This window comes from Kitasatospora herbaricolor (assembly GCF_030813695.1).
Lineage (GTDB): Bacteria > Actinomycetota > Actinomycetes > Streptomycetales > Streptomycetaceae > Kitasatospora > Kitasatospora herbaricolor.
In genome coordinates, this window is sequence record NZ_JAUSVA010000002.1 from 6426004 (window position 1) to 6452183 (window position 26180).

Annotated in this window: 21 protein-coding genes and 1 pseudogene; 11 read left to right on the forward strand and 11 right to left on the reverse strand. The window is 72.8% G+C overall.

The genetic code is table 11. The annotated features are described in order from the left end of the window. Position 1 precedes the first annotated feature (1 nt). On the forward strand, positions 2–853 hold the full coding sequence (locus tag J2S46_RS28245; RefSeq protein ID WP_229912690.1) for an MOSC domain-containing protein: 852 nt from the start codon (positions 2–4) through the stop codon (positions 851–853). Between the two features lie 148 nt (positions 854–1001). Here J2S46_RS28245 and J2S46_RS28250 read toward each other — a convergent pair whose 3' ends face one another. The 6 genes and pseudogenes from J2S46_RS28250 to J2S46_RS28275 form a co-directional block, all read right to left on the reverse strand. Continuing rightward, positions 1002–1427, reverse strand: a complete 426-nt coding sequence (locus J2S46_RS28250; RefSeq protein ID WP_191289929.1) for a peptidoglycan-binding domain-containing protein — start codon at positions 1425–1427, stop codon at positions 1002–1004. 468 nt (positions 1428–1895) lie between these two features. Beyond that, a pseudogene (locus J2S46_RS28255) lies at positions 1896–2192 on the reverse strand (XRE family transcriptional regulator); the annotation flags it as partial. Between the two features lie 584 nt (positions 2193–2776). Beyond that, a complete protein-coding gene (gene msrB, locus J2S46_RS28260) occupies positions 2777–3184 on the reverse strand; it encodes a peptide-methionine (R)-S-oxide reductase MsrB (protein ID WP_190214835.1) in 408 nt (135 codons plus the stop codon). Between the two features lie 43 nt (positions 3185–3227). Continuing rightward, on the reverse strand, positions 3228–4616 hold the full coding sequence (murC, locus tag J2S46_RS28265; protein WP_191289980.1) for a UDP-N-acetylmuramate--L-alanine ligase: 1389 nt from the start codon (positions 4614–4616) through the stop codon (positions 3228–3230). Between the two features lie 134 nt (positions 4617–4750). Then, positions 4751–5209, reverse strand: a complete 459-nt coding sequence (locus J2S46_RS28270) for an indole-3-glycerol phosphate synthase (RefSeq protein WP_191289928.1) — start codon at positions 5207–5209, stop codon at positions 4751–4753. A 110-nt stretch (positions 5210–5319) separates the two neighbouring features. Continuing rightward, the gene (locus J2S46_RS28275) at positions 5320–6102 is read right to left on the reverse strand and encodes a pyrimidine reductase family protein (RefSeq protein WP_191289927.1); all 783 of its coding nucleotides are present in this window, start codon (positions 6100–6102) and stop codon (positions 5320–5322) included. Positions 6103–6283: 181 nt separating this feature from the next. Between J2S46_RS28275 and zapE the strand changes: the two genes are divergently transcribed. After that, positions 6284–7246 carry a cell division protein ZapE gene (zapE, locus tag J2S46_RS28280; protein ID WP_229912699.1) on the forward strand — a complete coding sequence of 321 codons (963 nt, stop codon included), beginning with the start codon at positions 6284–6286 and terminating at the stop codon, positions 7244–7246. 66 nt (positions 7247–7312) lie between these two features. Here zapE and J2S46_RS28285 read toward each other — a convergent pair whose 3' ends face one another. Together J2S46_RS28285 and J2S46_RS28290 are read right to left on the reverse strand one after the other, a co-directional pair. Then, positions 7313–7894, reverse strand: coding sequence for a TetR/AcrR family transcriptional regulator (locus tag J2S46_RS28285; RefSeq protein WP_191289925.1), 582 nt, complete (start codon positions 7892–7894; stop codon positions 7313–7315). Then, positions 7891–9555 (reverse strand): MFS transporter, encoded by a 1665-nt coding sequence (locus J2S46_RS28290; RefSeq protein WP_229912689.1) that lies wholly within the window; start codon positions 9553–9555, stop codon positions 7891–7893. The genes J2S46_RS28285 and J2S46_RS28290 overlap by 4 nt, the downstream gene beginning before the upstream one ends. 153 nt (positions 9556–9708) lie before the next feature. Here J2S46_RS28290 and uvrB point away from each other — a divergent pair, with 153 nt between their 5' ends. The 5 genes from uvrB (at position 9709) to J2S46_RS28315 (ending at position 16153) form a co-directional block, all read left to right on the forward strand. Next, positions 9709–11799 carry an excinuclease ABC subunit UvrB gene (uvrB, locus tag J2S46_RS28295; protein ID WP_191289924.1) on the forward strand — a complete coding sequence of 697 codons (2091 nt, stop codon included), beginning with the start codon at positions 9709–9711 and terminating at the stop codon, positions 11797–11799. A 253-nt stretch (positions 11800–12052) separates the two neighbouring features. Next, a complete protein-coding gene (locus tag J2S46_RS28300) occupies positions 12053–12634 on the forward strand; it encodes a TerD family protein (protein WP_073928898.1) in 582 nt (193 codons plus the stop codon). A gap of 298 nt (positions 12635–12932) precedes the next feature. Further along, positions 12933–13913 carry a TerC family protein gene (locus tag J2S46_RS28305; protein ID WP_191289923.1) on the forward strand — a complete coding sequence of 327 codons (981 nt, stop codon included), beginning with the start codon at positions 12933–12935 and terminating at the stop codon, positions 13911–13913. Between the two features lie 191 nt (positions 13914–14104). After that, positions 14105–15232: an RNA ligase gene (locus J2S46_RS28310; protein ID WP_191289922.1), complete on the forward strand. Its 1128-nt coding sequence runs from the start codon at positions 14105–14107 to the stop codon at positions 15230–15232. A gap of 3 nt (positions 15233–15235) precedes the next feature. Continuing rightward, positions 15236–16153, forward strand: a complete 918-nt coding sequence (locus J2S46_RS28315; RefSeq protein ID WP_191289921.1) for a phosphatase domain-containing protein — start codon at positions 15236–15238, stop codon at positions 16151–16153. Positions 16154–16290: 137 nt separating this feature from the next. On the opposite strand, the gene J2S46_RS28320 is transcribed toward J2S46_RS28315, so the two are convergent. Further along, a complete protein-coding gene (locus tag J2S46_RS28320) occupies positions 16291–16944 on the reverse strand; it encodes an MBL fold metallo-hydrolase (RefSeq protein ID WP_190214825.1) in 654 nt (217 codons plus the stop codon). 117 nt (positions 16945–17061) lie between these two features. Further along, the gene (locus J2S46_RS28325; protein WP_191289920.1) at positions 17062–17853 is read right to left on the reverse strand and encodes a maleylpyruvate isomerase family mycothiol-dependent enzyme; all 792 of its coding nucleotides are present in this window, start codon (positions 17851–17853) and stop codon (positions 17062–17064) included. 447 nt (positions 17854–18300) lie between these two features. Between J2S46_RS28325 and uvrA the strand changes: the two genes are divergently transcribed. Further along, positions 18301–21198: an excinuclease ABC subunit UvrA gene (gene uvrA, locus J2S46_RS28330; protein ID WP_191289919.1), complete on the forward strand. Its 2898-nt coding sequence runs from the start codon at positions 18301–18303 to the stop codon at positions 21196–21198. A 150-nt stretch (positions 21199–21348) separates the two neighbouring features. Continuing rightward, positions 21349–21792, forward strand: coding sequence for a Rieske (2Fe-2S) protein (locus J2S46_RS28335; RefSeq protein ID WP_191289918.1), 444 nt, complete (start codon positions 21349–21351; stop codon positions 21790–21792). A gap of 96 nt (positions 21793–21888) precedes the next feature. Here the strand turns inward: J2S46_RS28335 and J2S46_RS28340 are convergent, their stop codons facing one another. Next, positions 21889–22302, reverse strand: coding sequence for a hypothetical protein (locus J2S46_RS28340; RefSeq protein ID WP_191289917.1), 414 nt, complete (start codon positions 22300–22302; stop codon positions 21889–21891). A 270-nt stretch (positions 22303–22572) separates the two neighbouring features. Between J2S46_RS28340 and J2S46_RS28345 the strand changes: the two genes are divergently transcribed. Then, on the forward strand, positions 22573–23604 hold the full coding sequence (locus tag J2S46_RS28345; RefSeq protein WP_191289916.1) for a winged helix-turn-helix domain-containing protein: 1032 nt from the start codon (positions 22573–22575) through the stop codon (positions 23602–23604). A 194-nt stretch (positions 23605–23798) separates the two neighbouring features. After that, entirely contained in the window at positions 23799–25982 is a 2184-nt protein-coding gene (gene uvrC / locus J2S46_RS28350) for an excinuclease ABC subunit UvrC (protein WP_229912688.1), read from the forward strand. Positions 25983–26180 lie beyond the last annotated feature (198 nt).

Genomic DNA, 26180 nt, shown 5'->3' on the forward strand with positions numbered 1-26180 from the left:
GGTGGCGGACGCTCCGACGGCGGACGCCCCCGTCGGCACGGTCGGCGCGCTGTGGCGCTACCCCGTCAAGTCGATGCTCGGGGAGCGGATCCCCGCCGCGGAGGTGACCGACCGCGGGCTCGCGGGCGACCGGCGCCTCGCCCTGCTCGACCGGGAGAGCGGCAAGGTGGCCAGTGCCAAGACCCCGCGACTGTGGCGGTCCCTGCTCACCTGCACGGCCGTCCGGGCGGGGCAGGCCACGCGGATCACCGGTCCGGCCGGCGAGACCCTGCTCAGCACCGACGCCGGCGTCGACGAGGCGCTCTCCGCGATCGTCGGCCGGCCCGTCACCCTGACCGGCCGGCCCCCGGACGGGGCCGAGCTGGACCGGTCCAGGCCCGAAGAGGTCCTGGCGGAGGGTCTGGAGGCGGAGGTGGCGGCCGACGTCGTCCGGTTCGGCTCGGCGGCCCCGCCGGGGACGTTCTTCGACTTCGCCCCCGTCCACCTGCTGACCACCTCCACCCTGGAGCGGCTGGCGGCCCTCGGCCCGCGCGGCGTCGCCGAGGTGGAGCGCTACCGCCCCAACCTGGTGATCGACACCCCCGGTAAGGGATTCGTCGAGCAGCGGTGGGTCGGCCGGGACCTGCGGATCGGCGACCGGCTCGTGCTGCGGGTGATGGCCTCCACCCCCCGCTGCGCGGTGCCCACCCTCGTGCACGGCGACCTGCCCCGGGACGCCGACGCCCTGCGGACGCCGGCCGTGCACAACCGCGTCCCGGCCCTGCCCGGGCGGCCGCCGGAACCCTGCGTCGGGGTGTACGCCCAGGTGCTGCGGCCCGGCCCGGTCCGGGCGGGGGACACCGTCCGGTTCTGACGGCACCCCGGGCGGCCCCGTACGACAGCAGCCGCAGGCCTGGGCCTGCGGCTGCTGTTCCGTCGAGCTGCCCCGACGTCCGGGTTCACCGTCCGGGGATCACCCCCGGCGCGGCCGCCCGCCACTCCCCGCGCAGTGGCGGCCGGCGTCAGTCGAGGCGGGTGCCCGCCACCGGCATGAAGGTGGCGTCCGGCGACGGGAGGTACCAGAAGCAGTAGTTGCCGCGACCGTAGTAGTCGTCGCCGTAGGAGAGCAGGTACTCGCCGGTGGTCGGGCCCACGATGCCGTCCGCCCCGTTCGCGGAGGTGGCCCAGAACCGGTTCTGGAACGTCTTCACCGCGGCGAAGGTCTTCGGGCCCCAGACGCCGTCCTCGTCGACCGTGGGCTGGCCGTACTGCCGGGACACGTCGTTCATCAGGTGCTGCACGCACCACACCGCGTGCGGGTTGTTGGGGTATCCCGGGCCGACGTAGGCGGCGCCGGGCGTCGCCTGCGCGGTGCCGCTCACCCCGCCGAGCGCCAGTGCCGCCACCCCTGCCGTGAGCCCCAGCCGGGTCACGAACTTCTTCATCATCTCCGCGTACCTTTCCTCGGTAACCGACGGGACGATCCTCCAGGCCCCCGCCAACAGGGCTCCAACAGGCCGCCAACCGCCCGCCAACGCCCCGGACACCCGCCGCGGCCGCCGGATGGGCCAGGATGGCCGGGACAGGCCGCGTCAGCAGGGAGGACCACCGATGAGCCGGACACCACCACCGGGGGCGAAGGGCCCGAGCCGGCCCGGCGGCACCCGAGGCACCCGGGGGCCGTCCCGCGGCCCGGCCGGCCCCACGGCGCCGCCCTTCCCCGACGGACCGGCGATCGGCGAGCCGGACGACGGCCACGTCGTCCGGCGGAGCCCGGGGGCCGGGCCGGTGTCTCCCGAAGCCGAGGACGACGCCGAAGGATCGGAGTAGTCCTTCCGTCCGGTAGCCGAGTCCCATGCCGCTGAAGTCGGCCCGAAGCGGCCGGGTGCGTTGCGGACGGGGAAAACACGAAGGCGTCAGCAGGCGTCGCTGCCACGCCCCCAAAGCTCTTCGGCGTGCTCCGCGAAACGGTCGAACATGCCGCCGTCCTGCTGTCGCTGCAGGTGCATCAGGGGTGAGTCATGGCCGACGACGCGTGCCAAATGGGGCGTGACAAGAATGTCGGAGCCGAAGCGGAAGACCGACAGGCCGACGTGGTTCGGGCCGTCCTCCGGGGAACTGAAGCGTGCCTCCACACCCTCCACGCCGCTGAGCTTGGCGAGGTGCTCCAGGGTGATTCGAATCCGTGTGGAGACGGTCAGGGCGACGCCTTGGCTGTGCGAGAAGCTGGGGGGATTCATCCATCATGCCCCGGAGTTCTTCGACGAGACCCGGTACGACGGCGGAGTGATCCAGCGGACCGTGACCGCCATGGCTGGTGTCGGCTTCGCGGCCGACCTGGAGCTGTGGGCCGGCCCGGCGGAGGGCGGTGTCAAGGTCACGGCCAACGTCCGGCACAGCCCCGGCCCGAACTGTGCGCCGATCATCGTCAACCCGCCCGGTGTGCCGAAGCCGAAGAGGGTCCCGGCCCCGGCCGCGCGGGTGCCCGTGGCGCGTAGCCTGCCGGTGGGAGAAGGAGAGGCATCCATGGATACGGAAGAGTGGATCGATCCTCGCTACGCGGAGTTGGTCGCGTGGTACCGGCAGGCACCGCCGGTGGAGGTCGACGGGTTGCCGGCCATGAACGGCGGTCCGCCGCTGACACCCCGCCGGGCGTTCCTGACCGACGTTCCGTCGACTGACTCCCGGCCCGCCCGAGTGCCCACTTCCCTGCCCCGCGACGCGGCGACGGCGTGCACGTGGACAGCGCGGAGCCCCCGGACACCTGGCAGTGTCCGGGGGCCCTGGGCGCCGGCCGTCAGCTGTCGGCGGGCTTCAGCGTCAGCGAGATGCTGTTGATGCAGTAGCGCTGGTCGGTCGGCGTCCCGTAGCCCTCGCCCTCGAAGACGTGGCCGAGGTGGCCGCCGCAGGCGGCGCAGCGGACCTCGACACGCCGCATGCCGAGGGTGGTGTCCTCGATGTACTGGACCCGGTCCTCGGCGAGCGGGGCGTAGTACGACGGCCATCCGCAGTGGCTGTCGAACTTGGTCTCCGAGCTGAAGAGTTCGGCGCCGCAGGCGCGGCAGCCGTAGACGCCGACGGTCTTGGTGTCGGTGTACTCGCCGACGAAGGGGCGCTCCGTCCCGGCCTCGCGGAGCACGTGGTACTCCGCGGGGCTGAGCTGCTCGCGCCACTCGGCGTCGGTCTTCTCGATCTTGTAGCTCACGGCGTGCTCCCGGTCGGTCGGACGTCGGGCATGGATGGCGACGTCAGGCGTTGGTTGCAACGTTCGCGAGGTGCTTCAAGATTTCCGGACCCAGGTTGGTGACGTCGCCGGCGCCCATGGTGAGCACCAGGTCGCCGGGCCGGGCGAGGCCGGCGAGCACGGCGGGGGCGGCGTCGAAGGCGTGCTCGGCGGTGACCCGGGCGTCGGCGCGGCGGGCGGCGTCGATGATCAGCTCGCTGGTGACACCGGGGATCGGGTCCTCGCGGGCGGGGTAGATGTCGAGGACGACGGAGGCGTCGGCGAGCGCGAGGGCCTGGCCCATCTCCTCGGCGAGCTGCTGGGTGCGGCTGAACAGGTGCGGCTGGAAGACCACCAGGACGCGACCCTGACCCTCCAGGCCCTCCCGGACGGCTTCGAGGTCGGCCGTCATCTCGGTCGGGTGGTGGGCGTAGGAGTCGATCACCTGGACGCCGGCGGCCTCGCCCTTGAGCTGGAGGCGGCGGCGGACACCGGTGTAGGCGCCGAGTGCCTTGGCGAGGTCGGTGGCGGGGACGCCGAGGGCCACGCCGGCGGCCAGCGCGGCGACGGCGTTGTGGGCGTAGTGGCGGCCGGGCACGGACACCGTGAAGGTGAGCTCGGCGCCGTCGAGCAGGACGGTGACCTCGCTGGTCATGCCCCGGGCGGCGACCGAGAGCACCCGGACGGTGGCGTCCTCGGCGGCGCCGACGGTGACGATGTGCAGGCCGTCGCGGCCGGCCAGCCGGGAGGTGAGTTCGCGGGCGCCGGCGTGGTCGGCGGAGATCACCAAGGTGCCGCCGGGGGTGATCCGCCCGGCGAAGGTCTCGAAGGACTCGTAGATCTCTTCGATCGAGGCGTAGTTCGCGTGGTGGTCGAGCTCCACGTTGAGGACGATGGCGACCTCGGGGGCGTACTTGTGGAAGCTGCGGTCGCTCTCGTCGGCCTCGGCGACGAAGATCTCGCCGGTGCCGTGGTGGGCGTTGCTGCCGGGGGCGTCGAGGTCGCCGCCGATGGCGTACGAGGGGTCCAGGCCCAGCTCGGCGAGGCTGACGGCGAGCATGCTGGTGGTGGTGGTCTTGCCGTGGGTGCCGGCGACGGCGAGCGCGCGGCGGCCGCCCATCAGCGCGGCGAGGGCGTCGGAGCGGTGCACCACCGGGACGCCCCGTTCGCGGGCGACGGCCAGCTCCGGGTTGTCCTCGCGGATGGCGCTGGAGACGACGATGCTGCTGACGCCGGCGGGGACGTTCTCGGCGGCGTGGCCGACGTGCACCCGGGCGCCGAGGGCGCGCAGGGCGAGGACGGTCTCGGACTCCTTGGAGTCGCTGCCGGAGACCTGGGCGCCACGGACGGCGAGGATCTTCGCCAGTCCGGACATGCCGGCCCCGCCGATGCCGATGAAGTGCGGGGCGTGCAGGTCGTGCGCGGCGTCGTTCAAGGCGGGGCTCCGTACGGGCTGGGGCGGCAGGGGGACCACGGGGCGGATCGTCCTCGCGGACCGGTCGCGTTGGACCGGCCGCAAGGACGATTCTGCACCACCGGGGGAGTGGGTCAGGAGTCGCTGGCGAACAGGCGCAGGACCGGGACGCCCACCTTGTGCCGGGCCTGGGAGGCCCAGTCGCGGTGGAAGAACTCCTCGACGAAGTGCGGGGAGGTCAGGACCACCACCTCGTCCGCCGTGTTCGCCTCGACCACCGAGCGCAGCCGGTCCAGGGGATCGTCCTCGACGAGTTCGCCGGTTGCGTCGGCGCCGGCCTCGCGCAGGTGGCGCAGGCTGTGCTCCAGGGATTCGCCGGCGAGGGTGGGGGCGGTGGTCTCGTCGTGCTCGTGCACCACCTTGTCCAGGTGTCCCAGGGCCACGTCGTCGAGCGCGCGGAGCAGCTCGTCCTGCTTGCCGCGTGGCTGCATCAGGACGATGAAGGAGACCTTCTCCTCGCTGTGGAGCGTGGTGACGAGTTCCACATCGGCATCGGAGAGTGCCTTCTCGATCATCAGTACGGTTTTGAACACGTGAGTCCCTTCCAGTGGCAGGCCCCCGGGTCCGGCGTCCAGTCCCATACTGCCCGGAGGAAGCTTTCCTCACGCTGCACACACGGCACAGCCGCCACAGGGGAGCTGGATCACCAGGCCTGCGGACGCAGGTAGCGGGTGAAGAGGAAACCTTTCTGCTCGATCAATGACACCAGCCGCATCCGCTGCACGTCCGGCATTTGCGCACCGTGGACTATGCGCGGCGCGTCGCCGCCGGTGATCAGCGGCGCCACCGAGAGGCACAGCTCGTCCAGCAGGCCGTCCGCCGCCAGCTGCCCCAGCAGCCGCGGGCCGCCCTCGGTCAGCAGCCTGGTCCAGCCCCGGGCGGCCAGCGCCGCGACGGCCGCCGGCAGGTCCACCGAGCCCCGCCCCGCGAGGACCAGGTCGGCCACCTCGGCGACCGCCGCCCGGGCTTCGGCCGGGGCGTCCTCGGTGGTCACCACCACCGTCCTGACCAGCGGCTCGGTGAACAGCGGCGCCGCCAGGTCCAGCTCCAGCGAGCGGCTGACGATCGCGATCACCGGCGCCGGCGCCTGCCCCGCCGCCTGCCGCGCGGCCGCGAACCCGGCCCGGGCCCGGGCCGGCCGGTAGCCCTCGGCCCGGACGGTCTGCGCGCCCACCAGGACCACGTCCGCGAGTGCCCGCAGCACCCCGAAGATCCGCTTGTCGGCGTCGCCGGACAGGCCCTCGGAGAGCCCCTCCAGACGGGCGCCGCCGTCCAGCCCGGCGACCATGTTGGCGCGCAGCCACGGCCGGCCGTGATTCACCTGGTCGGGGTACGCGTAGACGGCCGCGAGCGACTCCAGCGACGCCGGATCGAGCGGCGCGGCGCCCGGCTCGGGCTGGGGCAGGGGAGAGATCAGCTGCTGCATGGGAGCCAGTCTTCCACCAGGCGTACCCTCTACTAACGTGCCCGCAGCCTCCCGCCCCGACGCCATAGCGACCCCGGACCTGGTCCCGAACCCGGCCGGCGACCGCGCCGCGACCGCCGTGACCCCGTTCGCGCTGACCGACCGCCGCCCGGTGGTGCCCGCCGAGCGGCTGGTCGCCGAGATGGTCCCGCCGCCGCGCTTCTCCGACGTCAGCTTCGGCAGCTACCTGCCGGACCGGACCCAGCCCAGTCAGTACGAGGCTGTACAGGTCCTGGAGGAGTTCGCGGCCGGCCTCAACCACGCGAGCACCGCGCCGAAGCGCAGCTGGTTCCGCCGCACCGCCCCGGCGCCGGCCGGCCCGGCCGGGGTCTACCTCGACGGTGGCTACGGTGTCGGCAAGACCCACCTGCTGGCCTCGCTCTGGCACGCCACCCCCGGCCCCAAGGCCTTCGGCACCTTCGTCGAGCTGACCAACCTGGTCGGCGCGCTCGGCTTCCAGCAGGCCGTCCAGACCCTGTCCGGGCACCGGCTGCTCTGCATCGACGAGTTCGAGCTGGACGACCCGGGCGACACCGTGCTGGTCTCCACCCTGCTCGGCCGGCTGGTCGAGAACGGCGTCAAGCTCGCCGCGACCTCCAACACGCTCCCCGACAAGCTGGGCGAGGGCCGGTTCGCCGCCACCGACTTCCTGCGCGAGATCCAGGGCCTGGCCGCGCACTTCCGCCCGCTGCGGATCGACGGCCAGGACTACCGCCACCGCGGCCTGCCCGAGGCCCCGCCGCCGTACAGCGACGAGGCCGTCGACGCCGCCGCCGGCCGGACCGCGGGCGCCTCGCTGGACAGCTTCGACGACCTGCTGAAGCACCTCTCGGTCGTCCACCCCAGCCGGTACGGCGCGCTGCTGGACGACGTCCGGGCGGTCTTCCTGCGGGGGGTCAAGCCGGTCGAGGACCAGTCCACCGCGCTGCGGCTGGTCGTCCTCGCGGACCGGATGTACGACCGGGAGCTGCCGGTCACCGCCTCCGGCGTCCCGTTCGACCAGGTGTTCTCCGAGGAGATGCTGCGCGGCGGCTACCGCAAGAAGTACCTGCGCGCGGTCTCCCGCCTGGTCGCGCTGGCCCGCGACAGCGCCAAGGTCGGCTAGGACCGGACGGATCCCGGCGGGTGGGGACCGGCCGGTCCTGACCCGCGCCGGTCCTGGCCCCGGGGCCTACTCGGCCAGCGCTTCGAGCATCCTCGTGGTCAGCTCCGCCACCTCGGCGTGCGGTGCCGCGACGAGGGCGTCGAAGGCGCCGGCCGACCTGGCCAGCGCGATGCCGGCGACCGCGGCGACCGCGAGTTCGGCCCGCAGCCGGGCCCGGTCGGCGCCGGTGCGCTCCAGCCGCTGCTCCAGCGGTCCGGTGAGCCGGGCCGACAGCGCCGCCCGGGCGGCCCGCTGGACCACCTGGTCGTCGTGCGGACGGACGGCCGCCTGCAGCACGGGGCCGGGACCGACCCGGTCCACCTTGGCGAGCACCTCGTCCAGCCGGCCGGGGGCGAGGAGGTCGGCGGCCGGGGCCTCGTGATCCTGCTCGCTGTGCAGCGCGGCCACGTAAAGGGCCGCCTTGCTGCCGAAGTAGCGCGCGATCAGGGCCGGGTCCACCCCCGCCTGCTCGCCGATCTCCCGGACGGTCGTCCGCTCGTAACCCCGCTCGCCGAACAGGGCCCGTGCGGCGTCCAGCAGCGACCGGCGGCTGCCCTCGGCGTCCCGGCGGCGGGGCGTGGCCGCCGCCGCTGGGTTGGTGTCCGTCATCGGCCCTCCCGATGGTCCGCGGGGACGCGTCCGGGCCGGCTCCCGTCCTGGCCGTGCCCCTCGCCGCCGTCCGGCCCGCTGCCGGTGGCCCCGGCGGCGACCTTACCGGCGGCGGCGCCGGTGTCGTCCGCGCCGTTCCGGGCGGTGGAGGTGACGGCGGCGGCGGACCGGGTCGTCCGGTCGCCGTCGCCGTCCCGGCCGGCGCTCCCGGGGCTGTCCGCGGCGCCCTCCCCGGCGGCGCCGGCGCCGGCCGTGCGGCGGGCCGGCAGCAGCAGGCCGGCCAGCCCGGCGAACACCCAGACGCCGATCCCGACCAGCGTCGCCACGGTGTAGCCGCTCTCGGCGGGCAGCCGGGCCGGCGGGGTGGTGCGGGCGGTCAGGATGCCGGCGCTGAGCGCGCTGCCGATCGACCCGCCGATCACCCGCAGCACCTGGTTGACCCCCAGCGCGCTGCCGGTCTCGCCCGGTGGCACGGCGCTGACGATGAACGCGGGCATCGCCGCGAAGGTGCAGCCGACCCCCAGGCCGGCGATCCCCATCAGCAGGAAGATCTCCCAGAGGCCGGAGCGGGCGAAGCAGAACACCAGCATCGCGACCACGAAGGCCAGCGCGCCGGCCGGCATCACCGCCCGGGGCCCGAACCGCCGGCCGATCAGCGGGGCCACCCGGCTGGCCCCGACGCTGGCCACCGAGAACGGCAGCAGGGTCAGGGCGGCGACCACCACGGACCGGCCGAGCCCGTACCCGGCCGCCACCGGGGTCTGCACGTAGCGGATGACCAGTGACATCAGGAAGTACATGCCGACACCGGCGACCAGCCCGGTGACGTCGGCGGCCAGCACGGCGCGGTCGCGCAGCAGCCGCAGGGCGACCAGCGGGTGCGCCGTCCGCAGCTCGTGCCGGACCCAGGCGCCGAGCGCCAGCGGGGCGACGGCGGCGACGGCCAGCAGTCGGGCCGAGGTCCAGCCCCACTGCCCGCCCTCGCTCAGCGCGACCAGCAGGGCGGCGAGGCCGAGGCCCAGCAGGACGGCGCCCGGGGCGTCCAGCGGGCGGTGCGGGCGGTGCGTACTGGCCGGCAGTACGAACGCGGCGGCGGCGAACACGGCTGTGCCGGCCGCGGCGGCGACCCAGAAGGCGGCGTGGAAGCCCAGGTTCTGGGCGATCATGCCGGTCAGCGGGTAGCCGAGCCCGACGCCCGCGACGGTTGTGACCGAGAGCGTCGCGACGGCGGACCGGGCCCGCGGGCCGGGCAGGTGGTCGCGGGCGACGCCCATCGCCAGCGGGGTCAGGCCGAGGCCGATGCCCTGCATCGCCCGGCCGGCCAGCAGCAGCGGGAAGCCGGCGGGCAGGGCGGCGAGCACGCAGCCGGTGACGATCAGGGCCAGCGCGCCGAGGACGACCCGGCGCCGGTGCGGCCCGTCGCTGAGCCGGCTGAGCACGGGCGTGGCCACGGCGCCGGCCAGCAGCGTGATGGTGAGGGACCACTGGGCGCCGCCGAGCGAGACGCCGTAGTCGGCGGCGACGGTCGGTACCAGCGGCGCGCCGAGGCTGCTGACCACGGCGACGACCATGCCGAGGAAGACCAGGACGGGGACCAGGGCCCGGCCGCGTACCGTCCGCGGGTCGGCCAGGACGGGTGCGCTGAGGGTGCCGGGGCGCACGGCGTTGCTCCTTGTCGTCAAGCGATGTCATCAGCTGATGTCATCAAATGATGACACGTCTCCCCGTCCGCCGGAAGAGCCCGCGGGTGCCTCCGGGGGCCCGCGCGGGTGCAACCCCGACGGATTGTCGGTGCCGGGCCGTACGGTGGAGGCGTGCGACCCATCACGAGCATTGAGCGGACAGTGGCGCCCTTCGAGGTCGTCAGCCCCTACCAGCCCAACGGCGACCAGCCCGCGGCCATCGCCGACCTGGAGCGCCGCATCCGCGCCGGCGAGCAGGACGTCGTCCTGCTGGGCGCCACCGGCACCGGCAAGTCGGCCACCACCGCCTGGATGATCGAGAAGCTCCAGCGGCCCACCCTGGTGATGGCGCCCAACAAGACCCTGGCGGCCCAGCTCGCCAACGAGTTCCGCGAGCTGCTCCCCAACAACGCCGTCGAGTACTTCGTCTCGTACTACGACTACTACCAGCCCGAGGCGTACGTCCCGCAGACGGACACCTACATCGAGAAGGACTCCTCGATCAACGAGGAGGTCGAGCGCCTGCGGCACTCCGCCACCAACTCGCTGCTCACCCGCCGCGACGTGGTCGTGGTCGCCTCGGTCTCCTGCATCTACGGCCTCGGCACGCCGCAGGAGTACGTCGACCGGATGGTGCAGCTCAAGATCGGCGAGGAGATCGACCGGGACGTCCTGCTGCGCCGCTTCGTCGACATCCAGTACTCCCGCAACGACCTCGCCTTCACCCGCGGCACCTTCCGGGTCCGCGGCGACACCATCGAGATCTTCCCGGTCTACGAGGAGCTGGCCGTCCGGATCGAGATGTTCGGCGACGAGATCGAGGCGCTCTACACCCTGCACCCGCTCACCGGCGAGATCATCAGCCAGGACGACTCCGTCCACATCTTCCCCGCCTCCCACTACGTGGCCGGCCCGGAGCGGATGGAGCGGGCGGTCAACGGCATCGAGCAGGAGCTGGAGCAGACGCTCGCCCGGATGGAGAAGCAGGGCAAGCTGCTGGAGGCCCAGCGGCTGCGGATGCGGACCACCTACGACATCGAGATGCTGCGGCAGATCGGCACCTGCTCCGGCGTCGAGAACTACTCGATGCACTTCGACGGCCGCGAGCCCGGCACCGCCCCCAACACCCTGCTCGACTACTTCCCGGAGGACTTCCTCCTGGTCATCGACGAGTCGCACGTCACCGTCCCGCAGATCGGCGCCATGTACGAGGGCGACGCCTCCCGGAAGCGCACCCTGGTCGAGCACGGGTTCCGGCTGCCCTCCGCGATGGACAACCGCCCGCTGAAGTGGGAGGAGTTCCTGGAGCGCACCGGCCAGACGGTCTACCTCTCCGCGACCCCGGGCAAGTACGAGCTGTCCCGCGGCGACGGCGTGGTCGAGCAGATCATCCGCCCGACCGGCCTGATCGACCCCGAGATCGTGGTCAAGCCGACCGAGGGTCAGATCGACGACCTGGTGCACGAGGTGCGCAAGCGGGTCGAGCGCAACGAGCGCGTCCTGGTGACCACCCTCACCAAGAAGATGTCCGAGGACCTCACCGACTACATGCTCGGCCTCGACATCAGGGTCCGGTACCTGCACAGCGACATCGACACGCTGCGCCGGGTCGAGCTGCTGCGCGAACTGCGGGCCGGCGAGTACGACGTCCTGGTCGGCATCAACCTGCTCCGCGAGGGCCTCGACCTGCCCGAGGTCTCGCTGGTCGCCATCCTGGACGCCGACAAGGAGGGCTTCCTGCGCTCCGGCACCTCGCTGATCCAGACCATCGGCCGCGCCGCCCGAAACGTCTCCGGCCAGGTCCACATGTACGCGGACCGGATCACCCCGGCGATGGAGAAGGCCATCGAGGAGACCAACCGCCGCCGCGAGGTCCAGCAGGCGTACAACGCGAAGCACGGCATCGACCCGCAGCCGCTGCGCAAGAAGATCGGCGACATCCTCGACACCCTCAGCCGCGAGGAGATCGACACCGAGGAACTGCTCTCCACCGGCTACCGGGGCAGCGGCAAGGGCAAGGCCCCGGTGCCCGCCCTGGGCGCCGACCGCAAGCCCGCCAAGAACCTGCCGGCCACCGAGCTGGCCGACCTGATCCAGCAGCTGACCGAGCGCATGCACGCGGCCGCCACCGACCTCCAGTTCGAGGTCGCGGCCCGGATCCGGGACGAGGTCAAGGAGCTGAAGAAGGAGCTGCGCCAGATGCGCGAGGCGGGCATGGCCTGACCCGGCCGGTGGGCGCGGTCAAGCCCGGGCGTGTCCCGGGACTGGTACAAACGGTCCGTCCTGCACGGTGCCGACACCCGCAGGCCATAGGCTTGCCCGCGGGTGTCGGCAGCGTGCCGCCGGCCGGCCGGCGGCCGGGGGCGGGCCGCGGCCCGGCACCAGGGGGCCTCAGCCGGGGGACGGCAACGGGGTGTTCCGCCGTGGAACCGGCGCGGGATACCGACCCGCGCGGCCGAGGAGAGAGGACAGCACCGTGTCGGTGAACCTGGCCAAGGGACAGTCGGTCAGTCTGCAGAAGAGTTCGGGCGAGTCCCTGACCGTCGTCCGGATGGGGCTCGGCTGGCGGGCCGCCCCCAAGCGCGGCCTGTTCGGCAGTCGCACCCGGCAGATCGACCTGGACGCCTCCGCGCTGCTGTACGCCGAGAAGACCCCGTCCGACGTGGTCTTCTTCCAGCACCTGGAGAGCAACGACGGGTCGGTGCGGCACACCGGCGACAACCTGGTGGGCGGCTCCGGGGCGGGTGACGACGACGAGTCGATCCTGGTCGACCTGGCGCACGTGCCCGTGCACATCACCCAGGTGGTCTTCACGGTCAGCTCGTACACCGGGCAGACCTTCGCCGAGGTGCAGAACGCGCACTGCCGGCTGGTGGACGAGAGCAACGGCCAGGAGCTGGCCCGCTACGAGCTGGCGGGCGGCGGACCGCACACCGGCCAGATCATGGCCAAGGTGTTCCGCGAGGAGTCCGGCGGCTGGGGCATGCAGGCGATCGGCGCGCCGGCCCGGGCCCGGACCTTCCAGGACATGCTGCCCGCGATCGACCCCTTCCTCTGAGCCCGCCCGCCTGACCGCGGGCCGGCACCCGTCGGCACCCGGCGGCACCCGCCGCGTCGCAGGGCCGGTGGGCGGTCCCGGGCCGACTTTTTACCTTCTTTACCTTTTCTTGGGCTTCCTGTTAGTGTGGGGCGCAGCGGAGGGGAGTATTCCCCCGCAGTGTTCCCGTCATCACGGACGCCTGTTCCAGGTTTCCCGGGGCGCTGGTCCGTCTGCCCCGGAATGCGGGCCGACGGGCGGAAGAGACCTCCGGCAGTGACGATGACTGTCTCGCCTACCTGCCGGAGGAGCAGCAGAAGTGGACGTTTCCGTATCCATGTGGGTCGGCACCATCGGGGTGTTGATCGCCCTGATCGTGGCCGATTTCTTCATCGGCGGCCGAAAGCCCCATGAGGTCTCGATCAAGGAGGCCGGAATCTGGACGGCCGTCTGGATCGTCCTGGCCCTGATCTTCGGCGGATTCCTCTGGTGGCACTCGGGTTCGCAGCCCGCCACGGAGTTCTTCGCCGGGTACATCACCGAGAAGTCCCTGAGTGTCGACAACCTGTTCGTGTTCATCCTGATCATGGGCAAGTTCGCGGTGCCCAGGATCTACCAGCAGCGCGTGCTGATGTTCGGTGTGATCATCGCGCTGGTCCTGCGGGCGGTCTTCATCGCCGGCGGCGCCGCCCTGGTGACGCAGTTCTCCTGGGTCTTCTACATCTTCGGCGCCTTCCTGATCTGGACGGCGTGGAAGCTGATCGCCGACGCCCGGGCCGGCGAGGAGGAGGAGTTCGAGGAGAACCGCCTGCTCAAGACGATCGAGCGGCGCTTCCCGTCCACCAGCGTCTACCACGGCACCAAGCTCTTCATCCGGGAGAACGGCCGCCGGCTGATGACGCCGATGCTGATCGTGATGATCGCGATCGGCACCACCGACGTCCTGTTCGCGCTCGACTCGATCCCCGCGATCTTCGGCCTGACCCAGGACCCGTACATCGTCTTCACCGCCAACGCCTTCGCCCTGATGGGCCTGCGTCAGCTGTACTTCCTGATCGGCGGTCTGCTGAAGAAGCTCATCTACCTGTCGTACGGCCTGTCGGTGATCCTCGGCTTCATCGGCGTGAAGCTGGTGCTGCACGCCCTGCACGAGAGCGGCCTGCACGTGCCGGAGATCGGCATCCCGCTCTCCCTCGGTTTCATCGTGGTGGTGCTGACCGTCACCACGGTGGCCAGCCTGATCGCCTCGAAGCGGCAGGAGGCCGCGGCGGGCCAGCGGCAGGAGAAGATCGACGTCTGACGCCCCGGTGGGCTGAGGCGGCCCCGCGGACCGGAACGCCGGTCCGCGGGGCCTTTCGCCGTCGGCCTCCGGGTGCGCCCGCCGTGGGCCTCCCCGGCCGTCGTCCCGGTCGGGCGCCGACAGTAATATTTCCGGCAGTCATACCGCCGTTCGGGGCACAATCGCGGGCAGACCATCGAAAGCAGGCTCCCGTGACTCCCGTAACGACCCGTCCGACCCTCGACGACCTCTTCGACGGCGCCGATCTCGCGGCCGCGATCGAGGCCGGGCATGTCACCCGCAAGCCGCACCCGACGCTGCCGATCTCCATCTACACCTACACGGCGATCTGTCAGTACGGGCATTTCTGGACACCGGTCACCATGCGCTGCCGGGGTCTGATCGCCGACGACGCGAGTGGCGAGGTGGTCGCCCTGCCGTTCCCGAAGATCTTCGTCACGGCGATGCACGGCCTCCACGACTTCGCGCCGGAGCTGCCCGCCGAGCCCTTCGAGGTCTTCGAGAAGGCCGACGGCAGCCTGGCCATCGTCTTCCACCACGCCGGCCGCTGGCACGCCGCGTCCAAGGGCTCGTTCATCTCCGAGCAGGCCCGGTGGGCGCAGCAGGTCCTGGACAGCTCCGACACCGGCCGCCTGGACGAGGGCCTCACCTACCTGGCCGAGGCGATCTACCCGGGCAACCGGATCGTCGTCGACTACGGCGCCCGCCAGGAGCTGGTGCTGCTCGCCGCGTACCGGCCCGCCGACGGCAGCGAGGAGCCGCTTGCGGTCGCCGCCGAGCACTGGGCGCCGATCGGCCCGGCGGTCCGGACCTGGGGGTTCAGCTCGGACGTCGCGGAGCTGGAGAAGCGCGCCGCCACGGACACCACCATGGACGGCGAGCAGGTCGGCGGGACGCAGGAGGAGGGCTACGTCATCCGGTTCGCCTCCGGCGTCCGGGCCAAGCTCAAGCTGACCGCCTACCTCGCGCTGCACCGGCTCTACACCGGCACCAACGAGAAGACCGTCTGGGAGGCGCTGGCCGCCGGCCGCGAGCCGGGGACGCTGTTCGACCGGGTCCCGGACGAGTTCCGGGACTGGGTGGAGCAGATCGCCGACCGCCAGCGGGCCCTGGCCGCCGAGTTCGTGGCCCGGGCCGAGGCGGAATTCGCCCTGATCCCGGCCGGCCTGGACCGCAAGTCCTTCGCGGCCGAGGCCAAGAAGTCCCGCATGACCGCCGCGATGTTCCGCCTGTACGACGGGCGGGACGTCACCGACATGGCCTGGAAGGCCGTCAAGCCCCGCGGCGACGCGCCGTTCAAGACCGACGACGAAGGCTGAACCATGCCCACCGTGCACCTCACCACCGGCCTGCCCGCCTCGGGCAAGACCACCCGGGCCCTGCAGCTCCTGGCGGACTCCCGGGGCACCATGCGCCGGGTCAACATGGACGACATCCGCGCGATGCTGGACGAGCACGGCGGCGAGCGGGCCTGGAGCCACAAGCACGAGAAGACCGCGATGGCCGTCCAGGAGGCCGCGATCCTGGCCGCCGTCCGGGACGGCTTCGACGTGGTCGTCGACAACACCCACATGACCTCGGGGATGGCCGGCCGGCTGAAGGCCGTCCTGGCGCAGGCGGACGACATCACCTTCGTCGTCCACGACTTCACCGACGTCCCGCTGGAGGAGTGCCTGGCCCGCGACGCCGCCCGCGCCGACCCGGTCGGCGAGGAGGCGATCCGGCGGCTGGACCAGCGGCACCGCTCGGCGCGGCGCAGCGGCTGGCGGCTCACCGCCGAGTGGATGGCCGAGACGATCCCGGTGGAGCCGTACGTGCCCGCCGAGGGGCTGCCGCCGGCGGTGATGGTCGACATCGACGGGACACTCGCGCTGAACGTCTCGCGCGGGCCGTACGACTTCGAGCACTGCGACGAGGACGCCCTCAACACGGCGGTCGCGGAGACCGTCCGGCTGTACCGGGACGCCGGCCACCGGGTCGTGGTGCTGTCCGGCCGCAGCGAGGAGTACCGGCCGCAGACCGAGGCCTGGCTGGCCACCCACGGCGTGCTCCACGACGAGCTGTGGATGCGCGCGGCGGGGGACACCCGCCGGGACGACGCGGTGAAGCTGGACCTCTTCGACGCCCACGTCCGCCACCGCTTCGCCGTCCGGGTCAGCCTGGACGACCGGGACCGGGTGGTGGCGCTCTGGCGCCGCCTCGGCCTGCCGACCTTCCAGGTCAACTACGGGGACTTCTAGCCCGCGTACGTGTCCGGGCCCGCGTACGCCTTCCGGCCCGCGTCCGTTCTCCAGGCCCCGTACGGGCGTGCCTCCCCGTACGCGCCGAAGCTCCGGCGGGGCGGGGCCGCCCGGTCGGGGGCGGCCCCGCCACCGGGTCACCAGCCGCGCTCGCGCCACTCGCCGAGCTTCGGGCGCTCGGCGCCGAGCGTGGTGTCGGCGCCGTGGCCGGGGTAGACCCAGGCCTCGTCCGGCAGCACGTCGAAGATCTTCTCGTTGACGTCCCGGAAGAGGCTCTCGAAGGCGGCCGGGTCGCCCCAGGTGTTGCCGATCCCGCCGGGGAACAGGCAGTCGCCGGTGAAGACGTGCTGGTGGCCCTGCGGGTCGTCGTAGACCAGCACGATCGCCCCGGGGGTGTGCCCGACCAGCTGGCGGACGGTGAGCTCGACCTGGCCCACCCGCAGCACGTCGCCGTCGTCCAGCAGCAGGTCGGTGGGGACGTCCACCGCCTCGGCGTCGATCCGGCCGGCCGCCGTCCGGGCCCCGGTCGCGGCCACCACCTCGGCCAGTGCGCCCCAGTGGTCGTGGTGGCGGTGGGTGGTGACGACGGTGGCCAGCCGGTCGCCGACGGTCTCCAGCAGCACCGGCGCGTCCGCGGCCGCGTCGATCAGCAACTGCTCGTCGGTGGCCCGGCAGCGCAGCAGGTAGGCGTTGTTGTCGTACGGGCCGACGGCCACCTTGCTGATGATCAGGTGGGCCAGCTCGCGCACGTCCGGCGGGCCGCCGACCTTCACCGCTCCGTGGTACGTCATCGGGGCGCTCCTCGTTGGTCTCGGGTGCTGCCGAAGGGGCAGGACTCCTGGCTCTGCAGTGATCATCGCGTGGTCCCCGCCCCCGCCGCGAGTCCCGGTCTGCCCGTCGTGGCGCGCTCAGCCGAGCGGCGGAAGCTCCGGCAGGGCGGCACGGGCGTCGCTGAGCAGGCGGTCGCCCCGGTGGACCTGCAGGCCGTCGCCGGCCGAGCGGCCGGACAGCCAGGCGGTGAGCGCCCGCACCGGGCCCTCGGCGGTCAGCGCGGGCTCGCCGTCCCGGTCGCCGATCCGGGCCCGCTCCCCGGTGTCCTCCGCGACCAGTTGGACGGCGGGCAGTCCGGGCGCGCCGTCCAGCTTGGCGGCCAGCCGGCGGAACTCGGCCGTGGCGAACTCCTCCGGCCAGTGCGCGGGGGTGTGGCCGGCGGCCAGGTCGACGTGGTGGTACTCGACCTCCATCAGCCGCTTCCAGGGGATCTCGGACGCCTCGAAGGTGAAGCCGGCGCGGTGGCGGACCTCTGCCGTCCAGGCCTTCTCGTCGAGTTCCGCGGCGGCCGCGGTGAAGCGCGCGGAGGAGTCCCGGACGTCGGCGAGCTGGACGTCGAGCGGCCGTGGCGCGCCGGCCTCGATGTCCCGGTCGCGGGTCTCGGGCGTGGCGTACTGCGGGATGTCCGTGCCGGTGCGCGCGCCGTCGAGCAGGTTGACCAGCGAGTCGGCGTTGCGGGCGATGTGCGCGAGGACGTGGCCGCGGGTCCAGCCGGGCAGGGCCGAGGGGCCTGCCAGGGCCTCCGGGTCCAGTGCGGCGACGGTCCGCAGCAGCCGGTCGGTGCTCTCGGCGACCAGGAGCAGGCTGGTCGCCGCGGCCCGGGCCGCGATGTCGGGCGCGCCGGGTGCCGAGTGGTCGGTGTCGGTCATGGTGTACCCCTCCGAAGGTTTCGCCCGGCCGGTCCGAACCCGCCCGGGTCTGTCGTGCCCTGTCCGGTGACGCGTGGATCGCTGGGTGCCGCCCTCGCCGCGTGCCCGCCGGGGCGGCCGCTCGTTGAGAGGTACGACGCTATCGCCGATCCGCCGCGCGGTGGGGCGGATATCCGGTGCGCCGGCCGGGATTGGCCGGTTCACCTGGGGGGTTGTCCGGGTTACGGGGTCGGGCCGGGCCGGACGGCACGGGGCCGCCGTCACCCGTTCGGGTGGACTCCACTGGACAGGCTCGATAATCGAACGCCTGAGCTAGTAGGCTGGCCGTCCCAAGCTGCGAGACTGGAACACCGGAAGAACGGGCCCTCCGAGCTCGTTGGCATCTGGGTGAGAGTCCTCAGCCAAACACCTGAGTGAGAAGCCCACCGGAGAAAGGCGCCAGAAGCAGTGGCCGACCGCCTCATCGTCCGCGGTGCTCGCGAGCACAACCTCAAGAACGTCTCCCTCGACCTCCCGCGCGACTCGCTGATCGTCTTCACCGGCCTCTCCGGCTCGGGCAAGTCCTCGCTGGCCTTCGACACGATCTTCGCGGAGGGCCAGCGGCGCTACGTCGAGTCGCTGTCCTCGTACGCCCGGCAGTTCCTCGGGCAGATGGACAAGCCCGACGTCGACTTCATCGAGGGCCTCTCCCCGGCCGTCTCCATCGACCAGAAGTCCACCAACCGCAACCCCCGCTCGACCGTCGGCACCATCACCGAGGTGTACGACTACCTCCGGCTGCTGTTCGCCCGGATCGGCAAGCCGCACTGTCCGCACTGCGCGCGGCCGATCGCCAAGCAGTCCCCGCAGGCCATCGTCGACCGCGTGCTGGAGCTGGCCGAGGGCACCCGCTTCCAGGTGCTCAGCCCGGTCGTCCGGGAGCGCAAGGGCGAGTTCGTCGACCTGTTCGCGGACCTCCAGTCCAAGGGCTACGCCCGCGCCCGGGTGGACGGCGAGACGATCCAGCTCGCCGAGCCGCCCAAGCTGAAGAAGCAGGAGAAGCACACCGTCGAGGTGGTCATCGACCGCCTCACCGTCAAGAACAGCGCCAAGCGCCGGCTGACCGACTCGGTCGAGACGGCCCTGAAGCTGGCCGGTGGCATGGTGGTGCTCGACTTCGTCGACCTCCCGGACGACGACCCCGAGCGCGAGCGGATGTACTCCGAGCACCTCTACTGCCCGTACGACGACGTCTCCTTCGAGGAGCTGGAGCCGCGCTCCTTCTCCTTCAACTCCCCGTTCGGCGCCTGCCCGGACTGCTCGGGTCTCGGCAACCGGATGGAGGTCGACCCCGAGCTGGTCATCCCCGACGAGGAGAAGTCCCTCGACGAGGGCGCGATCCACCCGTGGTCCGGCGGCCACACCAAGGAGTACTTCCAGCGGCTGATCGACGCGCTCTCCGGCGAGCTGGGCTTCCGGACCGACATCCCCTGGGCGGGGCTGCCCGCCCGCGCCAAGAAGGCCCTGCTGTACGGCCACAAGCACCAGGTCGAGGTCCGCTACCGCAACCGCTACGGGCGCGACCGCTCCTACACCACCGGGTTCGAGGGCGCGGTGCCGTTCATCCAGCGCCGGCACACCGAGGCGGAGAGCGACAGCAGTCGCGAGCGCTTCGAGGGCTACATGCGCGAGGTGCCCTGCCCGACCTGCGAGGGCACCCGGCTCAAGCCGGTGGTGCTGGCGGTCACCGTGCAGGGCAGGTCGATCGCGGACGTCTCGGCGATGTCGATCAGCGACTGCTCCGACTTCCTCGGCGCGATGAAGCTCGACGCCCGCGACAAGCAGATCGCCGAGCGGGTGCTCAAGGAGGTCAACGAGCGGCTGCGGTTCCTGGTCGACGTCGGCCTGGACTACCTCTCGCTCAACCGGGCGGCCGGCACCCTCTCCGGCGGCGAGGCCCAGCGGATCCGCCTCGCCACCCAGATCGGCTCCGGCCTGGTCGGCGTGCTCTACGTGCTGGACGAGCCCTCCATCGGCCTGCACCAGCGCGACAACCACCGCCTGATCGAGACACTGGTCCGGCTGCGGGACATCGGCAACACCCTGATCGTCGTCGAGCACGACGAGGACACCATCAAGATGGCCGACTGGGTGGTCGACATCGGCCCGGGCGCCGGCGAGCACGGCGGCAAGGTGGTGCACTCCGGCTCGCTGAAGCAGCTGCTGACCAACAAGGAGTCGCTGACCGGCCAGTACCTCTCCGGCAAGCGGTCCATCCCGATCCCGGCCGCCCGCCGGCCGCGCGACAAGAAGCGCCAGCTGGTGGTGCACGGCGCCCGCGAGCACAACCTCAAGGACGTCACCGTGGGCTTCCCGCTCGGGACGTTCACGGCGATCACGGGGGTGTCCGGCTCCGGCAAGTCCACCCTGGTCAACGACATCCTCTACACCCACCTCGCCCGGGAGCTGAACGGCGCGCGCAGCGTGCCCGGCCGGCACACCCGGGTCACCGGCACCGACCTGGTGGACAAGGTCGTGCACGTGGACCAGTCGCCGATCGGCCGCACCCCGCGCTCCAACCCGGCCACCTACACCGGCGTCTTCGACCACGTCCGCCGGCTGTTCGCGGAGACCCAGGAGGCGAAGGTGCGCGGCTACCTGCCGGGCCGCTTCTCCTTCAACGTCAAGGGCGGCCGCTGCGAGAACTGCTCGGGCGACGGCACCATCAAGATCGAGATGAACTTCCTGCCGGACGTCTACGTCCCGTGCGAGGTCTGCCACGGCGCCCGGTACAACCGGGAGACGCTGGAGGTCCACTACAAGGGCAAGTCCATCTCCGAGGTGCTGGACATGCCGATCGAGGAGGGCCTGGCCTTCTTCGAGGCCGTGCCGGCCATCGCCCGGCACCTGCGCACCCTCAACGACGTGGGCCTGGGCTACGTCCGGCTGGGCCAGTCCGCGCCGACCCTCTCCGGCGGTGAGGCGCAGCGCGTCAAGCTCGCCTCGGAGCTGCAGAAGCGCTCCACCGGCCGGACGGTCTACGTGCTGGACGAGCCCACCACCGGCCTGCACTTCGAGGACATCAGCAAGCTGATCAAGGTGCTGGACGGGCTGGTCGAGAAGGGCAACACGGTCGTCGTCATCGAGCACAACCTCGATGTGATCAAGACCGCGGACTGGGTGGTCGACATGGGCCCCGAGGGCGGCTCCGGCGGCGGCACCATCGTCGCCGAAGGCACCCCGGAGGAGGTCGCGGCGGTGCCCGCCAGCCACACCGGCAAGTTCCTGCGCGACATCCTGCCGGACGTCAGTGACGCGCCCGCACCGGCCAAGGCGCCCCGCAAGCGCGCCGCCGCCAAGAAGTAGCCCAGGCCCCGTGCCGTCCGCCCCCGGCCCACCCGGGGCGGGCGGCACGGTCTCGCGCCGTAGAATTCGGCGGGCCCGCCAGGGCCGTCCGCAGCAGACCCGACCGCAGACCCGACCGCAGACCCGACCGCACGAGCAGGAGCAGCCACGATGTCCGAGGCCCAGCAGAGCCCCGCCACCACCCGCCGCACCCTGCTCTGCGGCGCCGCCGCCGTGCTCGCCGGCGGCGGCGCGCTCGCCGTCTCCGGCTGCGGCTCCACCACCTCGGGCGGCTCCTCCTCCGGTGCCGCGGCCGGCCCGGTCGAGGTCGGCCCGGCCGCCGAGGTACCGGTCGGCGGCGGCAAGGTGTTCCGGGAGAAGAAGATCGTCGTCACCCAGCCGACCGAGGGCCAGTACAAGGCGTTCAGCGCCAAGTGCCCCCACGCCGGCTGCATCGTCGACCAGGTCAAGAACAACGAGATCCTCTGCCCGTGCCACGGCAGCCGGTTCAGCATCACCGACGGTTCGGTGCAGGGGACGGGCCCGGCGCCCAGCCCGCTGCCCTCGTACCAGGTGGCGGTGGAGGGCGGCACCCTCAAGGTGACGCCCGCCTGACCCGGCGCGGTCGGCCCCGGCCGCTCCCCCCGAGCGGCCGGGCCCCCGGGGCACCGGTGTCCCGGGTGACCGCTGCCCCGGGCCGGTGCCGGTTCGTCAGCAGGTGCCGGAGGGGACCCACTTGTGGGAGGCGATGTTGTTTTTTAGGGTCTGGCCGCGCCCGCCGCCGGTCCCGCGGTTGAAGGTCACCGTGGAGAGGTCGTCGATCACCGTGCCGGTGTTGATGCAGCGGTAGGCACCCGTCCAGCCGGTGCCCCAGTAGACCAGGACGTCGCCCGTCCCGTCGTCCACGCCGTTGTTCCACAGCGAGTGGGTCACGTTGGCACAGGACCCCCAGTTCGAGGAGCCGCCCTCCCACTGGGCGCACTGCGAGGTCCGGTTGAGCCCCAGGTAGGCGTGCAGGTTGCCGTCCGCGGAGAGCTGCGACGGCGCGGCGTGCGCGGTGGACGGCAGCAGGGCGGCGAGCGCGGCCACGGCCGTGCCGGCGACGGCGGCGGAGATCTTCCTCATGCGATGGACTCCCTCTTCGAGGTGAACGGTGATCGGTGATCGGTGATCGCCCCCGGACGCCGGGGGCAGCTGCCCGGCCGGCGCCCCCACCCCCGTCGGGGGCGCCGGCCGGACTCCCCGCGGGGTCGAACAACTCCAGCCTGCGGCCCGGGAGTCGGTGACCGGCAGGCCTTTCGGTGGAGCCTTAAAGGCCCTGCTGGACGGCGTGCCCCCGACCCGCGAGACTGCAGACGGGGCGGGGGCGGGGGCCTCCTGGGGGAGGGACGATCGATGCTGCGGATCCACTTCACGGCGGACGACCTGGCCAGGACCAGGGTGAGCGGCGGCGCCGGGGCGGCCGCCGAGACCGGCCACGCCCTCGACCAACTGCTCTGCCGCGACGTCCCGGTGGGCTTCCGGCCGTGGCGCCGGGAGCTGCTCGCCAGGATCGGCGGCAGCGCGGGGCGGCCCGGTCGCGACGGGCCCCGGGAGCCGTTGCGCCCGATGATGTCGCTGGTGCCCGGCCCGGGCCGGGGCCTCGACCTACGGGCCCTGGCCGGGTCCGCGCCGGCCATCGAGGCGGGGGTCGAGCACCTGCTGACCGTCCCGGACACGGTGCTGCGGATGGAGCTGGAGCACCTGCCGCTGCCCAGGGCCGAACCGGGCTGGCTGCGGGCGCTGACCGACGGCGACCAGGACGCCAGGAGGCTGCTGGCCGGCTCCCTGGACGCCTGCTACCGGACCTTGGTCGAGCCGTACTGGCACCGGATCCGCGGGCACCTCGACGCCGTCCGCGCCGACTACGCGCGCACGGTCCTGGACGGCGGCGTCGAGCGGCTGCTGGAGACGCTCTGCCCGGCCCTGGTGCGCTGGCGCAGCCCGGTGCTGGAGGTGCGCTTCCCCCGGGACGCCGAGATCCGGCTGAACGGCCGCGGCCTCGTCCTGGCGCCGTCGGTGTTCCTGGCCGGCCGGGCGGAGCTGCTGACCGATCTCCGGGACGAGGCGGCGCCACCGGTGCTGGGCGTCCCGGCGTTGCGCGATCCGCTCGTGGCGGCCGCCTTCTGGGACGACCGCGGGCCGGGCCGGAATCCGCTGGGAGCCCTGCTGGGCCGCACCCGGGCCGCCGCGCTGGACGTCGTCGCCGGCGGCTGCAGCACCGGGGAGCTGGCCCGCCGGCTCGGCGTCTCCCCGGCGGCGGCCAGCCAGCACGCGGGCGTCCTGCGCGAGGCCAACCTGATCACCACCCGCCGCCGCGGCGGGGCGGTGCTCCACTCGATCACCCCGCTCGGCGCGGACCTGCTCGACCTCGGCGGCGACCGCTGAACGCCCCGCCCGTGCCGCCTCCCGGCCCGGCGCCCGACCGGCTGCCCGCGCCGCTCCCCGGCCCGGCGCCCGACCTGGGGTCCGGCCTGCGGTCCGACCTGCGGACGGACCGCCCGGCGGACCGGCGGCGGGACCCGCCGCCCGAACGGTGAACCGGACCCCGGGATGTCCGGCCGACTCGGTACGGTAGACCCATGGCTGACCCGTCCACCTACCGCCCCGCCCCGGGCGCGATCCCGACCTCACCCGGTGTCTACCGGTTCCGCGACGCCCACGGGCGGGTCATCTACGTCGGCAAGGCCAAGAGCCTGCGCCCGCGGCTGTCCTCCTACTTCCAGGACATCGCCGGCCTGCACCCCCGCACCGCGACGATGGTCACCACCGCCGCCTCCGTCGAGTGGACGGTGGTCGGCACCGAGGTCGAGGCGCTGCAGCTGGAGTACTCCTGGATCAAGGAGTTCGATCCCCGGTTCAACGTCAAGTACCGCGACGACAAGAGCTATCCGGAGCTCGCGGTGACCCTCAACGAGGAGTTCCCGCGGGTCCAGGTGATGCGCGGGGCGCACAAGAAGGGCGTGCGCTACTTCGGTCCGTACGGGCACGCCTGGGCGATCCGCGAGACGGTCGACCTGCTGCTGCGGGTCTTCCCCGTCCGTACCTGCTCCAACGGCGTCTTCAAGCGGGCCGCCCAGGTCGGCCGGCCCTGTCTGCTCGGGTACATCGGCAAGTGCGCGGCACCCTGCGTCGGCAAGATCTCGCAGGCCGAACACGTCGAGCTGGCCGAGGAGTTCTGCGACTTCATGGCCGGGCGCACCGGTAACCACCTGCGCCGGCTGGAGGAGCAGATGCGGGACGCCGCCGCCGAGATGGAGTACGAGAAGGCCGCCCGGCTGCGCGACGACATCGGCGCCCTCAAGCGGGCGATGGAGAAGAACGCCGTCGTCCTCGCCGACGGGACCGACGCCGACCTGCTGGCCCTCGCCGAGGACGAACTGGAGGCCGCCGTCCAGATCTTCCACGTCCGCGGCGGCCGGGTGCGCGGGCAGCGCGGCTGGGTCACCGACAAGGTCGAGGACGTCGACACCGCGGCGCTGGTCGAGCACGCCCTCCAACAGCTGTACGGCGGTGGCGCGGAGAGCGTCCCGCGCGAGGTGCTGGTGCCCGCGCTGCCCGAGCCGGCAGCGCCGGTGCGGGAGTGGCTGAGCGGCCTGCGCGGGTCCCAGGTCGATCTGCGGGTGCCGCAACGCGGTGACAAGAAGGACCTGATGGCCACGGTCGAGCGCAACGCCCAGCAGTCGCTGGCCCTGCACAAGACCAAGCGCGCCTCCGACCTCACCACCCGCAGCCGGGCCCTGCAGGAGATCGCCGACGCGCTGGAGCTCGACTCGGTGCCGCTGCGCATCGAGTGCTTCGACATCTCGCACCTGCAGGGCGAGGACGTGGTCGCCTCGATGGTGGTCTTCGAGGACGGTCTGGCCCGCAAGAGCGAGTACCGGCGGTTCCAGATCAAGGGCTTCGAGGGCCAGGACGACGTCCGCTCGATGCACGAGGTGATCAGCCGCCGGTTCCGCCGCTACCTCCAGGAGCGCGAGCAGACCGGCGAGTGGGCCGTCCCGGAGGCCGACGACCCGGGGCAGCGGCCGGCCGGCGCCGACGCGACGGTCCCGGACGCCGCGAACGCCACCGTCACCGCCGGCGAGCTGCCGGCCGGTCCGATCGACCCGGAGACCGGCCGGCCGCGCCGGTTCGCCTACCCGCCGCAGCTGCTGGTGGTCGACGGCGGCCAGCCGCAGGTCGCCGCCGCCCGCCGGGCGCTGGACGAGCTGGGCATCGACGACGTCGCCCTCTGCGGCCTGGCCAAGCGCCTGGAGGAGGTCTGGCTGCCCGGCGAGGACGACCCGGTGGTGCTGCCGCGCAGCAGCGAGGGCCTGTACCTGCTGCAGCGGGTCCGCGACGAGGCCCACCGCTTCGCGATCTCCTACCAGCGCAACAAGCGTTCCAAGCGACTCACCGCCGGGGAGCTGGACTCCGTTCCCGGCCTGGGCGAGACTCGCCGCCAGGCACTGCTCAAGCACTTCGGTTCGCTGAAGAAGCTCAGGGCGGCCACCGTGGACGAGCTCTGCGAGGTCCCGGGGATCGGCCGGCGCACCGCCGAGACTGTTGCGGCGGCGTTGGCCTCCCGTACACCCGCGGCATTCGCGGTGAACACCGCCACCGGGGAGATCCTTGACGACGGTGCCGACGAGGGCGCCGTGACCGGGGACGCCGCCGAGGGCGGCACCGCGCTGCCCGCCGCGGCAGCGCCGCCCGCGGGGCCGGCGGCGCCGATGCCGCCGGCCGCAGTGCCACCGACCGCAACGCAACCGGAGACGCCATGACGGCCGGCGCCGCCCGTCAGTCCGTGCGGCCCGCGTTCACTCCCCAGGGTGACCTGGGGAAGCGCGGCGCCGCCCCGGGCGTTCTCCTCAGCAGAACCACCGAGAGCGGGGAAGCGAAGTGACCGTGACAGACGATGGGGGTACCGCCCGGCCGCAGCCCGGGGCGGAGACCACCCCGGAGCTGGTGATCATCTCCGG

Bases quoted from the DNA above. Each gene is read 5' to 3' on its own strand.
- J2S46_RS28250 (WP_191289929.1), bottom strand. From the start codon at position 1,427: ATGATGAAGAAGTTCGTGACCCGGCTGGGGCTCACGGCAGGGGTGGCG.
- J2S46_RS28275 (WP_191289927.1), bottom strand. From the start codon at position 6,102: ATGCAGCAGCTGATCTCTCCCCTGCCCCAGCCCGAGCCGGGCGCCGCG.
- zapE (WP_229912699.1), top strand. From the start codon at position 6,284: ATGGTCCCGCCGCCGCGCTTCTCCGACGTCAGCTTCGGCAGCTACCTG.
- J2S46_RS28285 (WP_191289925.1), bottom strand. From the start codon at position 7,894: ATGACGGACACCAACCCAGCGGCGGCGGCCACGCCCCGCCGCCGGGAC.
- J2S46_RS28315 (WP_191289921.1), top strand. From the start codon at position 15,236: ATGCCCACCGTGCACCTCACCACCGGCCTGCCCGCCTCGGGCAAGACC.
- J2S46_RS28320 (WP_190214825.1), bottom strand. From the start codon at position 16,944: ATGACGTACCACGGAGCGGTGAAGGTCGGCGGCCCGCCGGACGTGCGC.
- J2S46_RS28325 (WP_191289920.1), bottom strand. From the start codon at position 17,853: ATGACCGACACCGACCACTCGGCACCCGGCGCGCCCGACATCGCGGCC.
- J2S46_RS28335 (WP_191289918.1), top strand. From the start codon at position 21,349: ATGTCCGAGGCCCAGCAGAGCCCCGCCACCACCCGCCGCACCCTGCTC.
- J2S46_RS28340 (WP_191289917.1), bottom strand. From the start codon at position 22,302: ATGAGGAAGATCTCCGCCGCCGTCGCCGGCACGGCCGTGGCCGCGCTC.
- J2S46_RS28345 (WP_191289916.1), top strand. From the start codon at position 22,573: ATGCTGCGGATCCACTTCACGGCGGACGACCTGGCCAGGACCAGGGTG.
- uvrC (WP_229912688.1), top strand. From the start codon at position 23,799: ATGGCTGACCCGTCCACCTACCGCCCCGCCCCGGGCGCGATCCCGACC.